This is a genomic window from Streptomyces sp. Y7 (genome assembly GCF_043195415.1).
Classification (GTDB): Bacteria; Actinomycetota; Actinomycetes; order Streptomycetales; family Streptomycetaceae; genus Streptomyces.
This window is the reverse complement of sequence record NZ_JBIDDQ010000002.1, coordinates 1,204,444-1,217,767: the sequence shown is the minus strand read 5'-3', so window position 1 is coordinate 1,217,767 and position 13,324 is coordinate 1,204,444. Positions and strand designations below refer to the sequence as shown.

The following is a 13,324-nucleotide window of genomic DNA, read 5'->3' as shown; positions in this document are numbered from 1 at the left end:
GCCCCGCCCCGCGCGGGCTACTCCAGATCGTCCTTGTTCACCAGGCCCGCCTCGTAGGCGATGATCGCCGCCTGCACCCGGTTGCGGACACCGAGCTGGTTCAGGATCGCGCTGACGTATGTCTTGATCGTGCCTTCGACCAGATGCAGCCGCTCGGCGATCTGCGCGTTCGACATCCCGGCGCCGAGCATCCCCAGCACCTCCTGCTCCCGCTTGGTCAGCAGCGCGGTGCGATCCCCGGACGCCTCGGCCCGCGGCGCGGGCGCCCGGCGCAGTTCCGTCATCAGCCGGCGCGCCACCAACGGGGACAGACAGGCACCGCCGGACGCCACGGCGCGCACCCCGGAGATCAGATCGCGCGGGTCCGAGGCCTTCAGCAGAAAGCCGGCCACACCCTGGTCGAGCGCCCGCTCGATGTACTTGTCCTCGCCGAAGGTGGTCAGGATGATCACGGCGCTGTCCGGATTGGTGGCCCTGAGTTCCCCGGCGGCGGCCAGGCCGTCCATCTCCGGCATGCGGATGTCGAGCAGCACCACGTCGGGCCGGTGCCGGCGGGCCAGCTCCACCGCCTGACGACCGTCCGTGGCCTCCGCAACGACCTCGATGTCCTCCTCGGTGGTCAGGATGGAGCGGACTCCAGCCCTGATGATGGTCTCGTCGTCGGCGAGCAGTACGCGAATCATCCGTTCCTTCACCATGGTTTCCGACTGATGGCCGGGTTCCGGCCGACGGGCCCGCACTGCGGCAGCACCGGGCAACTCCGTTGTCACAGCTTGTCCTTGGCCACCAGGACATCATCCCTGAAACACAGCCGGAACATCGTGTCCGAGAACGTCAGGACGCTGTCGCCGGCCCGGTAGTACTCGCACGCCGCCGCCGCGGGAACGGGGGGTTCGGTGACGACCGGCGGGGGCTTGCGGATGCGCCGCTCGGGGAGCACGGAGGCCAGTTCCGCGCGCGACTCGCCGAGACGCATCCGTGCGTAGTCCTCGGGGGACAACGAGGTCATCGCCGAGGTGAAGACGTACAGGCCGACCAGCGACAGCACCAGCGCCGCACCGAGCACCACCGGCAGCAGCGCGGCCCGCCGGGCGTCCCGGCGCAGCCGTGCCGTGGCCCGCGCCAGCGCGGTCCGGGAGGCGGAGCCGGAAGACTCCAGCGGGGCACCGGAGTCCGCGTCCGACCGCACGGCCTGCACGTCCGGGTCGAGCCGCCCTGCCGCATCCGCACCGGCCTCGGGCGCGGCCGCGTCGTCCGCCTCGTCCCCGAACAGCGCCGGAAGGGACTGCTCGTGCGGCAGCTCGGCACGCACCTCGAAGCCGCTCGCGCGACGGCCGGCCCGCAGCGTGCCGCCCGCGAGCCGGACGCGTTCGTCGAGGCCGATCAGCCCCAGTCCGCTGCCGGTCGCCGCGGGACCGTCCTCGTCGGACGGCAGCTCGTTGAACACCGACACCACCGTCCGGTCCACGCGATGACTCACCCGTACGGTGATGGCCGCGCCCGGGGCATGCTTGGTCGCGTTCGTCAGCGCCTCCTGCACCACCCGGTACGCGGCGAGCTCGGTGAGCAGCGGCGGCTGACGGGTGTCCGCGCCCTCCTCACGGAACCGCACCGGCATCCCGGACCGGTCGAAGCGCCGCACCAGATCGCCGATCGACTCGTGCGCCGGCCGCAGCAAGGGAGTCGAGTCCTCCCGCAGCAGTCCGATGACCTGGTGCAGCCGCTCGGTCGCCATGGTGCAGCGCTCACGCAGCTGCGCCATGGTCTGGCGCTGCTCGTCCGACAGACCCCGGGCCAGCTCCAGCCCTCCCGCCAGCAGGGCCATCACACTCAGCTCATGTCCCAGCGAGTCATGGATGTCCTGGGCGATCCTGGCCCGCTCCTTGAGCCGGGCCTGCTCCGCGATGAAGCGGCTCTTCCACTCCAGCTGCTCCGCGCGCTGCCAGCCCGCCCGGGACAGATCGGAACGCTGCCGCCACCAGTTGCCCGCCCACCACGGCAGCGCGCAGGTGCAGAACTCCGTGATGAGCAGACTCAGCCAGTCCTTGGGTTCGGCGAACAGATTGACCAGCAGCAGTCCGGCCGCCGCCACACCGAGGAACACCGCGTGCGCCTGCCACAGCCGGGCGACCCGGCGGCCGGCCGCGAAGCTCAGTACGACCGTCGCCGCCGCCGTCCACACGATCGACCCGAGCGTGACGTAGAACAGCACGATCAGCCCGGCCAGCACCAGGGACAGCAGGGGCAGCGTCCGGCGCACGGCGACCCCGGCCGTGATCAGCAGTGTCACGGCCAGCCAACTGCCCGGCGAGGCTGCCAGGCTGTGGACGCTGAGCGCCGAGGGCGCGAGCAGCAACGCCAGGAGCAGCAGATCGCCGCGCCGGGTGAACGGCCGTTCCGAACCCAGGCTGTCGAGCCCGAACTCCACTCGTCGCCTGATGACCTGTAACAGCTGCATTCCTGCACGCTACAAGAGCCGGGGCAGGCCACGAACCTGCCGAAAGTCGAGTCACATCGTTGCCGAACGCCAGATGTTCCCGGAGCCGGTCCTTCCTAGTTTTGACTCGTGACTTCGGAAGGAGCCGACAGGCAATGATCACTGTGGACCGACTGACCAAGAGGTATGGGGACAAGACGGCCGTGTCCGATCTCTCGTTCCAGATCAACCCGGGAATGGTGACGGGTTTCCTGGGACCGAACGGCGCGGGCAAGTCGACGACCATGCGCATGATCGTCGGTCTCGACGAGCCGACGGCGGGCCGCGCACTCGTCGACGGAAAGCGCTACGCGCAGCTCAAGCACCCGCTGCGCGAGGTGGGCGCCCTGCTCGACGCCCGGGCGGGGCACCCCGGCCGCTCGGCCTACCACCACCTGCTGGGGATGGCGCGCAGCAACGGCATCCCCGCCTCGCGGGTGGGGGAGGTGCTGGACACCGTCGGCCTCACCGAGGTCGCCAAGAAGCGGATCGGCTCCTTCTCGCTCGGCATGGGCCAGCGGCTCGGCATCGCCGCGGCGCTGCTCGGCGATCCCAAGGTGCTGCTGTTCGACGAACCCGTCAACGGCCTCGACCCCGACGGGGTGCGCTGGGTGCGTGAACTGATGCGGGAGCTCGCCGCGGAGGGCCGCACGGTCTTCGTCTCCAGCCACCTGATGAGCGAGATGCAGGAGACCGCCGACCACCTGGTGGTCATCGGCCGCGGCAAGGTCATCGCGGACGCCCCGATCGAGGAGGTCATCGCGAGCAGCTCCCTGAACGCCGTCCGTGTCCGCACCCCGCAGCCGGACGTGCTGCGCCGCGAACTCCTCCGGCTCGGCATGAGCGTGGAACGCGGTGCCGGCAGCGCGCCCGAGGAACTGATGGTCGTCGGCGGCACCCTGGAGGAGATCGGCGACCTGGCCTTCCAGCACCGCGTCCCGGTCCACGAACTGAGCCTGCGCAAGGCCAGTCTGGAACAGGCGTACATGGAACTCACCGCCGCGAGCGTGGAGTACGGCTCGCCCTCGCTCGCCCACGTGCCCGAAGCGCATGCAACCCAAGCACCGGATCACCAGGAAGCGTAAGCAGATGACAGCGACAACGGCCCCCAAGCTTGTCGGACCCGTCTCCGGCGGTGGATTCCGAGGCGCCATCGCCTTCGAGTGGACGAAGTTGTGGAGCGTGCGCGCCACATGGTGGAACCTCCTCGTCGGGCTGGTGCTCACCGTCGGGTTCGCGGTGATCGTCGGCATGTCCGCCGACGCCAGCGCCAAGAAGGGCGTGGACGTCACGATGCCCGCCCCGCACCACGCCTCCCAGGCCTTCCTGCTCTCCCAGCTGACCGTGGTGGTGCTCGCCACGCTCGCGCTGACCAGCGAGTACTCCAGCGGCTCGATCCGCACCACGCTGCAGAGCGTGCCCGCGCGCAGCCGGATGCTGATGTCCAAGACGCTCGTCGTCATCTCCGTCATCGCCGTGCTCGGATTCGTGTTCAGCGTGCTGGCCAGCCTGGCCGCCGCCTCCTTCATGGGGGAGTACGGCGAGTACACCAGCGGTGAGCTGTTCGGCACCGCCTTCGGCGCGGCCGCCTACCTCGCGCTGCTCGCGACCATGTCCATCGGTGTGGGCACGGTGCTGCGCAGCGCGGCCGGCACCATCACCACCCTCATCATGATGCTGCTGGCGCTGCCCCAGCTCATGGGCGTCGTCGGTGCCGAGTGGCTGAAGACGGCGAGCGAGTACATGCCCAGCGAGGCGGGCACCGTGCTGATGACGCAGGACACCGACCCGTACAGCGCCGGTACCGCGCTCGTGGTGCTGCTCCTGTGGGCGCTCGCGGCGATCGTGGGCGGCTACGTGGTGCTGCGCCGGCGCGACGCCTGACCGCGCCGCGGGTCGGCGGTCCCCCTTCCCGCCGACCCGCGGCACGCCTTCGGCAGCGGGGATAACCGCGCGATACGGGCCCCATATCGGCTGTGGCGACATTGGGATGGCAACCCGTCCGTTCCTTCGGAGGTTCCCCCATGCGTCGTCGTACGACTCTCTCCGTGACCCTCGCCGGCTGCGCGCTCGCCGTCGGTGTGGCCGCCTCACCGGCCCAGGCCGCCCCCGCCGACAAGCCGCAGGTGCTCTCCTCCTTCACGCAGACCGATGCCGCGAGCTACAACGCCTGGAACGCCGCCCGCCAGAACCAGGCCGCCTGGGCCGCCTACGCGTTCGACTGGTCCACCGACCACTGCACCCAGGCGCCCAACAACCCGTTCGGCTTCCCCTTCGAACTGTCCTGTGCACGCCATGACTTCGGCTACCGCAACTACAAGGCGGCCGGCACCTTCGACGCCAACAAGAGCCGTGTGGACAACGCCTTCTACGAGGACATGAAGCGGGTGTGCGCGGCCTACACCGGTGAGAAGAAGACGAACTGCGACGGCACCGCCTGGACCTACTACCAGGCCGTGAAGATCTTCGGCTGAGCCCTCCCGCGGACCGGCACCGGGCTGATCCCGGAGGCCGAGAAAGGACGACGGCATGCGCACCGCTGCCATCGTGGGGGCCGGGCCCATCGGCTGCTCCGTCGGGCTCGCGCTGCGCCGGCACGGCGTGGTCACCTATCTGATCGACACCGACCAGGAGGCCGCCCGGAGGGCCGAGGTGCGCGGTGCGGGAGTCGCCGAGGCACCCCCGCAGCCGGCCGACATCGCCGTGGTCGCGGTGCCGCCCGGGCAGGTCGCGCAGGTGCTGGCCCAGCATCAGAGACGGGGCACGGCCCGCGTCTACACCGAGGTCTCCGGCGTGAAGGTCCGGCTGTATCAGGAGGCGCGTGCGCAGGGCTGCGACCTGACCGCACTGGTGGCCGGCCATCCCGTCGTCGGGGCGGGCGGTTCGGGGCCCCTCGAAGCCCGCGAGGATCTCTTCGAGGGGCGTCCCTGGGCGCTCACGCCGACCGATGCCACCGACACGCCCGCCCTCAACTGCGCTCTGGAACTCGTCGCGTTGTGCGGCGCCGTCTCGGTGCTGCTCGACCCGGAGGCCCACGACCGGGCGGTGGCCCTCGTCTCGCACGCCCCGCATGTGATCGCCAGCCTCGCCGCGGCCCGCCTGCTCGACGGCCACGAGTCCGCCGTACGGCTGGCCGGGCAGGACCTGCGGGACGTCACCCGGACCGCGGACGGCAACCTGGACCTGTGGACGGAGATCCTCACGGCCAACGCCGGTCCCGTCGCCGACCAGTTGGACGGCTGGGCCCTCCAGGCCGGCCTCTTGGCCGGCGAGTTGCGGGAGATCGCCGGTGCCGGCGACACCGTCCGCCCCGAACGGCTGCGCGAGACCCTGCGATTCGGTGCGGCAGGGCGCGCACGCATTCCCGAACCGTGGGACGCCCAGCGCACCGGACACGCGTCCGTACACCCGTCGGAGAGGACACCCACATGACCCGCTCACCCGCCCACCGGCGCCTGCTCGCCACGACGTTCGCCGCCGGAGCCCTCGCCGTGGCCCATCTCGCCGCGGCACCGCAGGCCGGCGCCGCGGCTCCGCCCACGGCGGCTTCCTGCGCCACCGGGAGCGACTCCCAGAGCTTCGGCCGCGGGGAGATATCCGTGTGCGTCGGCGACGGCGAGGCGCGCGTGACCGGCTGGGTCGAGGACCTGCTGCCCGGCAGCGGCTGGGGCGCGCCGGACGGTTACTGCGCGAGCTGGTTCATCACCTGGCGGACGGCCTCCGGGCAGGAGTCGTGGGTCGGCCCGACCGTGTGCGGTCACTTCGGCATCTCGGACCGCTACGACTTCGACTTCGACGAGGTCACGCGGCCGGGTGGACCACAGGACATCACCGGCGTGGTCGACGTCGGTCTCGGTGCCACCTCGATCTGACCGCGAGCCCGACGGAAGACGGGGCGGAACGGGCCGGCGGCACGACGAAAGCGGGAGCGGATCGCCGGCCCGGAACGCAGTGCGGCACCGATCCCGTCGACGAAGGTGATGAATGCGCCGTCGGCGCACCCGGCAGCCGCTCCTCGCGCCTAGCGTGATCGGCGTCCGGTGTTCCCGACGAAATGAGCGCCGATCATGAAGGTGACCGGAACCGGGCTCGCCTTGCGTCGGTTCGCCGCCCTCGGGGCGGCCGCGCTGCTCGCCCTCGTCTCCGCCTGCGGACACGACCCCGCGGGCGCGCCGCGCACGGCGGCGAGCGGGCCCGGCGCGGCCGCCTCCGCCGCACCCGTTTTGCCCGAGCCGACCGGGCCCCGCCCGGTCGGGCTGCGCGTCCTGGAACTGCGCGACACCTCCCGCCGCGACCCCTGGACCCCGAGCCGGATGCGCGAACTGACGGTATCGCTCTGGTTTCCGGCCCGGCACTCGGCGGCGCCCGCCGCACGCTACGTCACCCGGCGGGAGTCGGAGCTGATCCTGCGGGCGCACCGGATCGACGGGGTGCCGGCCGACCTGCTCAGCCGGGTGCGCGTGCACGCGGCACGCGACGCCCCGCCGGCCCCGGTGCACGGCCCCGGACTGCCCCTGGTCGTCCTGTCCCCGGGGTTCTCGTTGCCCCGTACCTCGCTGACCGCGCTCGCCGAGGACCTGGCCAGCAAGGGGTACGCGGTCGCCGCCGTCGACCATGCCCATGAGGCCGTCGCGGTCAGCCGTCCCGGTGGCGAAGTCACCGGCTGCCGGGCGTGCCACGGCTCCCCGGACGGGCGGCGGGTCGCCGAGACCCGGGCCGCCGATCTGTCGTACGTACGCCGGCAGTTGCTCGCGCTGTCCGGGCCCGACCGCCGCCGGATGCCGCGCCTCGATCCCGCCCGGGTCGCGGCGGTGGGGCACTCCGTGGGCGGCGCCGCCGCGTTCGAGGCGGTGCGCGTCGACCCGGGGTTCGCGGTGGGCGCCGATCTCGACGGCACCATCCACAGCGGCGGAACCACCCGGGTGTGGCGGCCCTTTCTGCTGCTGGGCGCCGACGAGCACGGCCGGCCGGGCGCCGATCCCAGCTGGGAGCGGGCGTGGCGGCGGCTGTCCGGCTGGCGACGCTGGTACTCGGTGGCCGGTGCGGACCACGCATCCTTCACCGACTACGGCCTGCTGGCCGAGCGGCTCGGCCGGGCCGCTGCACCGGCGCCCCCGAAACACGCCGAGGACGCCCTCGCCCTCACCCGCCGACTGCTCGCCGCCTACCTCGACGAGCGGCTGAGCGGCGTCGCGGCATCCGGGCCGGACGAGCTCGCCCGGTACGACCCACGGATCCGCCGGCACGACCCGTGACGGGCGAAAGCCGCGGCCTGCGGGCCCGCCGAAAGCGAACCGATATCGGAGGGAAACGCGGGCCTCGTACGTTGACCGGGATGGGATCCAGGTTCCAGCGTCCCACGCAGTTCAGCCCGACGTTCCCGGAAGGAATGCGACGTGACCAATCCGTTCGAAGACGCAGACGGCCGCTACCTCGTGTTGGTCAATGACGAGGGCCAGCACTCTCTGTGGCCGTCTTTCGTGGAGGTGCCGGCCGGGTGGACGGTCGCCTTCGGCGAGTCGGACCGCGAATCCTGCCTGGAGTACGTGGAGAAGAACTGGACCGACATGCGCCCCAAGAGCCTCGTCGAGGCCATGAACGCCGAGGCCTGACCCGCGCCGCAGCGGCTCGGTGTCCGCCGAGACGACGCTGCCGCCCGAGTGACGAACCGCCCCGCCGGACCGAGTCCGGCGGGGCGGTTCGCTGTGCGTCGTGCTCAGACGCCGATGTGCGCGCCGAACGTCCGCTCGGACAGGGTGGCCTGGGCGTGCAGCCGCACGAGTTCCTGCCAGCGGTAGCGCATCTCGCCCCGGCGGCCGCGGCCCACCACTTCCAGCAGTTGCGCGTCCACCAGCGTCTCGATGAGGTCCTCGGCGTCCAACTGGTCCATCTCCAGGGCGTCGGCCGCGTTCGCGACGCAGAAGTCGGGGTGGTCCAGCCGGCTCAGCCCCGCGTAGGCGTAGGCCGCCGCGGCGTCCAGCTCCTGCACGCTGCGGTCCAGTCGGGCGCGCAGTGAGTCCTCGCCGATGCTCAACTCGGCCAACCGGTGGGCCGACCGTTCCAGACGCCGTACGAGGTCGTGCACCCGCCAGTGCTGTTTGGTCAGCAGCCTCGCCGCGGCGGCGCGCAGCGCCAGCGGTGTGTTGCCGCACAGCCGCACGAGGCGCTGCGTGGTCTCGGGGAACTCCTCGGCCCGCGCGTCACGCAGGACGCCGGTCAGCATCTCGTGCGACTCGTCGTCGGACAGCGGACCGATGCGTATGCGCAGCAGGCCCGGGTTCTGCAGGAGTTCGTCGAAGGCGGTGCGGCCGGTGATCAGGACCCGGCACCTGCCGTTGTCCGGCAGCAGCGGCCGCACCTGGGTGTAGGACGAGGCGTCGTCGAGGACCACCAGCACCTGCCTGCCCTCCACGGCCGAGCGGTACCGCTTGGCGGCCTCCGCCAGATCCGTGGGCAGTGGACCCTCGACACCCAGGTGGCGCAGGAACTGGTGGAGCACGTCCAGCGGCTGGTTCTGCCGCAGGTTCGCGAAGAGCTGCGCGTCGGGGAAATGGTGTGCCGACCGACGAGCCCAGTGGACGGCGAGGCTGGTCTTCCCGATCCCGGGACTTCCGGTGAGGTGCGCGATGGACGAGGAATTCTGCGTGGTCTGGGTGAGGAGTGCGTCGTCCATCAACCACTGTTCCCGGCTGCGGCCGACGAAGTAGGCGTCACATTGGGGGAGTTGAGCCGGGGCGACAGTCTTCTTCTCGGTGTGCGCGGCAGCGGCTGCGGGCGCTGACGGCTGGGGGACGTCGTCGCGGAGAATCGCGTTGTGCAGCTCCTGGAGTTCCGCGCCGAGTTCCAGCCCTATCTCCTCGACGGAGTGGCGCATTCCGTCGCGGAAGGTGGTCAGTGCCTCGGCGCGTCGCCCCGAACGGTACTGGGCGAGCATCAGGTAGTAGCGCAGCCGGTCGCGCAGCGGGCAGGCGCTCACCAGGGCCTGCAGCTCTCCGAGGATGGCCTGGTGCTCACCGAGCTGGAGCCGGAGCGCCGCCAACTGCTCGATCGCCAGCATCCGCTGCTCGTCGAGGCGGGCCGCCTCCGTCTCGGCGAAGGGCGCGTAGACGCCGCCCAGCGCCGGTCCGCGCCACAGCGCGAGCGCGTCGCGCAGCGCGTGCGCGGCTTCGGCGGTGCGCTTCTCGGCGGTCAGCCGGACGCTGCCGGCGACCAGTTGCTCGAAGCGCGCGGAGTCGAGCGAGTGGCCGACGAGGGCGAGCATGTAGCCGGGCGTGGCGGTGACGATGGTCTCCCGGTCCCAGCCGGCGGAGCGGAAGATCTTGCGGAGGGCGGCGATGCAGATGGCCACCTGGGTGCGGGCGGTGCTCGGTGGCTGCCCGTTCCAGACCTTCTCGATGAGCGCGTCGAAGGACACGACCTGATTCGCCGAGAGGAGCAGGGCCGAGAGGACGGCGCGCTGCCGGGGTCCGCCCACGGTGAGCGTGCGGCCCTTCATGCGAACCTCCAGCGGCCCGAGTATTCGGAACTCCAGATGGTTCGTGTTGCTTTCTTCCGTAGTTAATTCAGTTATTCCTGGATTGGTTCCTCGATTTCCGTCCGATGCATCCCGCTGCTCTCTTTCTGCCCCTCGATATGTGTTTCTTGAGCGGAATTCCATGGCTGCTTGAGACCCCCGTCTGTAAAGTTATGGCACTGATGCAGTTCCATTTTCCGTAGTTGGCTGGATCCAAGTAGGGCTCTCCCATCGCGGATCGGGAAGTGGAGGGCTGGGCTCCGAATCCGTTGATCCGGCAAGCGCGGCGTATGGGTGATATCGGGCTCGCGTAAATGCCGGACGTCGTGTCAACGGGTCATCATGAGTCCCCCTTGCCTCTCTCGAATGATACGTAACCACACAGCTTCCAACACTCGACTTTCGATAGGTGTGGACTTGCCTTTCGTAGGAGGTATGTGTCTCAAACCGTTCACCCGGTCGCCCGATAAGTGGTTTGTAATGTCTGTGTTTGCGTAAAGCCCGTACAGAATGCCTGGTGACGCGGGCGGGGACCGGACACCGGGGCGAGGTGGCCTCCCGGGAGCACCGGAAGGGCCGCCCGGCACCGTGCCGGGCGGCCCTTCCTCTACCGGGGCAGCCGGGGGATTACCGCCCCGGTGGTCTCAGTCGGCTGTGGCCCGACGCCGGTCGCGGGCCCACACGATCTCCAGAGCCAGCCCGGCCACCGCGGCGCAGGCCACCGCCGCCCACGGTGCCGCCAGGCCGACCAACTGCAGCTGGAAGAACTCCTGCAGATAGGGCACGACCAGTACCAGCGCGAAGGACAGGCCCATCGTCAGCACCAGCAGGATGCGCCACCAGGTGTACGGGCGGGCGATGATGGCCAGGGCCCACAGCGCGGTCAGGAACAGCGCCAGCGTCGCCGCCGAGGTCTCCGCGTCCAGGTTGTCGTCGTACACGGACCGGGCGAAGAAGTAGGAGACCGAGGTGGCCGCCGCCGCCAGCGCGCCGGCGGGCACGGCGAACCGGAGCACTCGCCCGACGAAGTTGGGCCGGGCGCGTTCCTTGTTGGGTGCCAGGGCGAGGAAGAACGCCGGGATGCCGATGGTGAGCGAGCCGATCAGCGTGATGTGGCGGGGCAGGAACGGATACGGCACCTGCGTCAGCACCACGACCAGGGCCATCAGCACCGAGTACATCGTCTTGGTGAGGAACAGGTTGGCCACCCGCTCGATGTTGCCGATGACCCGCCGGCCCTCCGCCACCACCGAGGGCAGCGACGCGAAGTTGTTGTCGAGCAGCACGATCTGGGAGACCGCCCGGGTGGCCGGGCTGCCCGAGCCCATGCCCACACCGATGTCGGCGTCCTTCAGCGCGAGCACGTCGTTGACACCGTCCCCGGTCATCGCGACGTTGTGGCCGCGCGACTGCAGGGCGCCCACCATGTCCCGCTTCTGCTGGGGCCCGACGCGCCCGAAGATGGTGTGCTTCTCGACCTCGTCGGCCAGTGCCTTCGGGTCCTCGGGCAGGAACCGCGCGTCCACGGGGCTGTCGGCGCCGGGCAGCGAGAGACCGGCGGCGACGGCGCCCACGGACACCGCGTTGTCACCCGAGATCACCTTGGCCGAGACACCCTGGTCGGCGAAGTACCGCAGGGTCGCCGGCGCCTCGGGACGGATGCGCTGCTTGAGGACGACCAGCCCGCACGGAACCACCGCGTCGGGCACCGTCGCCGGGGCGTCGAGCAGGTCGTCGAGCGGTCGTGTGGCGCGGGCGAGCAGCAGCACCCGCATGCCCCGGGAGCCGTAGGAGTCGGCCGCGGCGAGCACCGAGTGCCCGGGCGCGAGCATGGTGTCCGGTGCCCCGAGCAGCCAGGCCGAGCGCTCACCGGACGGCTCGGCGAACTCCGCCCCGCTCCACCGGCGGGCCGAGGAGAAGGGCGCGACCGCGTGCCGCTCCCAGCCGTGCGGGGCGGGGAACGCGTCGATGATGGCCTGGAGGCTGGCGTTGGGACGCTCGTCGGCGGCGCCGAGAGCACCCAGCACGTCCTCAACGGACAGATCCGACACCAGCGGCAGCACCTCGTCGACGTCCATCGACGCCTCGGTCAGGGTGCCCGTCTTGTCCAGGCACACGGTGTCCACGCGGGCCAGACCCTCGATCGCGGGAAGTTCCTGCACCAGACACTGCTTACGGCCGAGCCGGACCACGCCGACCGCGAAGGCCAGCGACGTCAGCAGGACCAGACCCTCCGGCACCATCGGCACCAGACCGCCCACCATGCGTCGGACCGCCTCGGGCAGGTCGTCGTCGTTGACCATCAGCTGGGTGATGATCAGCGCGATCCCCGCCGGGATGATCGCGTAGGTGACGAACTTCAGGATCCGGTCGATGCCGTTGCGCAGCTCGGAGTTGACCAGGGTGAACCGCCGTGCCTCCTCGGCGAGTTGAGCGGCGTAGGCCTCCCGGCCGACCCGGGTGGCCGTGAACGCACCGGCCCCGGCCACCACGAAGCTGCCGGACATCACCGCGTCACCGGGATGCTTGAGGACCGGGTCCGCCTCGCCGGTGAGGAGGGACTCGTCGACCTCGAGGTTGTCGGCCGTGGTGACCGTGCCGTCCACCACGATCTTGTCGCCCTGCCCGAGATCGATGAGATCGTCGATGACGATGTCCGACGCGCGCAGCGAGACACGCTGCCCGTCGCGCCACACCCGAGGCCGGCTCTCGCCCACGATCGCGAGCTGGTCCAGGGTCCGCTTGGCTCGGATCTCCTGGATGATGCCGATCAGCGTGTTGGCGAGGATGACACCGCCGAACAGCGCGTCCTGGACGGGCCCGACCACCATGATGATCACGAACAGCACGCCGATGATGGCGTTGATGCGGGTGAAGAGGTTGCTCCGGACGATCTCGCCGATGCTGCGGCTCGACCGGACCGGTACGTCGTTGACCCGGCCGGCGGCGACGCGCTCGGCGACCTCGGCCGTGCTGAGACCAACGCTCCGGCCGTCGCCCGCGGTGTGCGGTGGCGGGGCGTCAGCCCCCGATGCGACGGCCTCGGCAGTCACGCCGGGCTCGTCCAGCCGCTTTTCCATCGGTGGATTCCTCCGCATCCGTCGTCTCCGGCGCCGCGCGAGGCGATGCCGGGGGTTCGCGATCGACGTTAGGACGCGCGGGATCCCCGCCACCAGGCACGAAGGACGTCTCTTGGCCTGACTTTCGTCAGGTGCGCCGGTCGCGCGCCGGACGACAGCAACGAGGACGAACCCGGCACAACGGCTCGGCGTGGAGGGCGAGTTCGTCACCGTCCCGGCCCCTTACGGGACGGCGACGAAAACGGATCAATATCG

General features: G+C 70.8%; 11 protein-coding genes. 7 read left to right on the top strand and 4 right to left on the bottom strand.

What is annotated here, in order from left to right:
* Positions 1-17 precede the first annotated feature (17 nt).
* Entirely contained in the window at positions 18-683 is a 666-nt protein-coding gene (locus tag ACGFW6_RS11060; protein WP_393506903.1) for a response regulator, read from the bottom strand.
* Between the two features lie 83 nt (positions 684-766).
* Positions 767-2,458 carry a sensor histidine kinase gene (locus tag ACGFW6_RS11055; protein ID WP_393506901.1) on the bottom strand — a complete coding sequence of 564 codons (1,692 nt, stop codon included), beginning with the start codon at positions 2,456-2,458 and terminating at the stop codon, positions 767-769.
* A 134-nt stretch (positions 2,459-2,592) separates the two neighbouring features.
* On the opposite strand from ACGFW6_RS11055, the gene ACGFW6_RS11050 reads away from it, so the two are divergent.
* The 7 genes from ACGFW6_RS11050 to ACGFW6_RS11020 all read left to right on the top strand — a co-directional run bounded on the left by ACGFW6_RS11050 (position 2,593) and on the right by ACGFW6_RS11020 (position 8,088).
* A complete protein-coding gene (locus ACGFW6_RS11050; protein WP_393506899.1) occupies positions 2,593-3,561 on the top strand; it encodes an ABC transporter ATP-binding protein in 969 nt (322 codons plus the stop codon).
* 4 nt (positions 3,562-3,565) lie between these two features.
* A complete protein-coding gene (locus tag ACGFW6_RS11045; RefSeq protein WP_393506897.1) occupies positions 3,566-4,360 on the top strand; it encodes an ABC transporter permease subunit in 795 nt (264 codons plus the stop codon).
* 140 nt (positions 4,361-4,500) lie between these two features.
* On the top strand, positions 4,501-4,950 hold the full coding sequence (locus ACGFW6_RS11040; RefSeq protein ID WP_393506895.1) for a phospholipase: 450 nt from the start codon (positions 4,501-4,503) through the stop codon (positions 4,948-4,950).
* A gap of 55 nt (positions 4,951-5,005) precedes the next feature.
* Positions 5,006-5,908 carry a prephenate dehydrogenase gene (locus tag ACGFW6_RS11035; RefSeq protein ID WP_393506892.1) on the top strand — a complete coding sequence of 301 codons (903 nt, stop codon included), beginning with the start codon at positions 5,006-5,008 and terminating at the stop codon, positions 5,906-5,908.
* On the top strand, positions 5,905-6,348 hold the full coding sequence (locus tag ACGFW6_RS11030) for a hypothetical protein (protein WP_393506891.1): 444 nt from the start codon (positions 5,905-5,907) through the stop codon (positions 6,346-6,348). The genes ACGFW6_RS11035 and ACGFW6_RS11030 overlap by 4 nt, the downstream gene beginning before the upstream one ends.
* 195 nt (positions 6,349-6,543) lie before the next feature.
* The gene (locus ACGFW6_RS11025; protein WP_393506889.1) at positions 6,544-7,731 is read left to right on the top strand and encodes a lipase; all 1,188 of its coding nucleotides are present in this window, start codon (positions 6,544-6,546) and stop codon (positions 7,729-7,731) included.
* Positions 7,732-7,872: 141 nt separating this feature from the next.
* Positions 7,873-8,088, top strand: a complete 216-nt coding sequence (locus ACGFW6_RS11020; protein WP_393506887.1) for an MbtH family protein — start codon at positions 7,873-7,875, stop codon at positions 8,086-8,088.
* Between the two features lie 104 nt (positions 8,089-8,192).
* Here the strand turns inward: ACGFW6_RS11020 and ACGFW6_RS11015 are convergent, their stop codons facing one another.
* Entirely contained in the window at positions 8,193-9,971 is a 1,779-nt protein-coding gene (locus tag ACGFW6_RS11015; RefSeq protein ID WP_393506885.1) for a BTAD domain-containing putative transcriptional regulator, read from the bottom strand.
* Between the two features lie 662 nt (positions 9,972-10,633).
* A complete protein-coding gene (locus ACGFW6_RS11010; protein ID WP_393506883.1) occupies positions 10,634-13,069 on the bottom strand; it encodes an HAD-IC family P-type ATPase in 2,436 nt (811 codons plus the stop codon).
* Positions 13,070-13,324 lie beyond the last annotated feature (255 nt).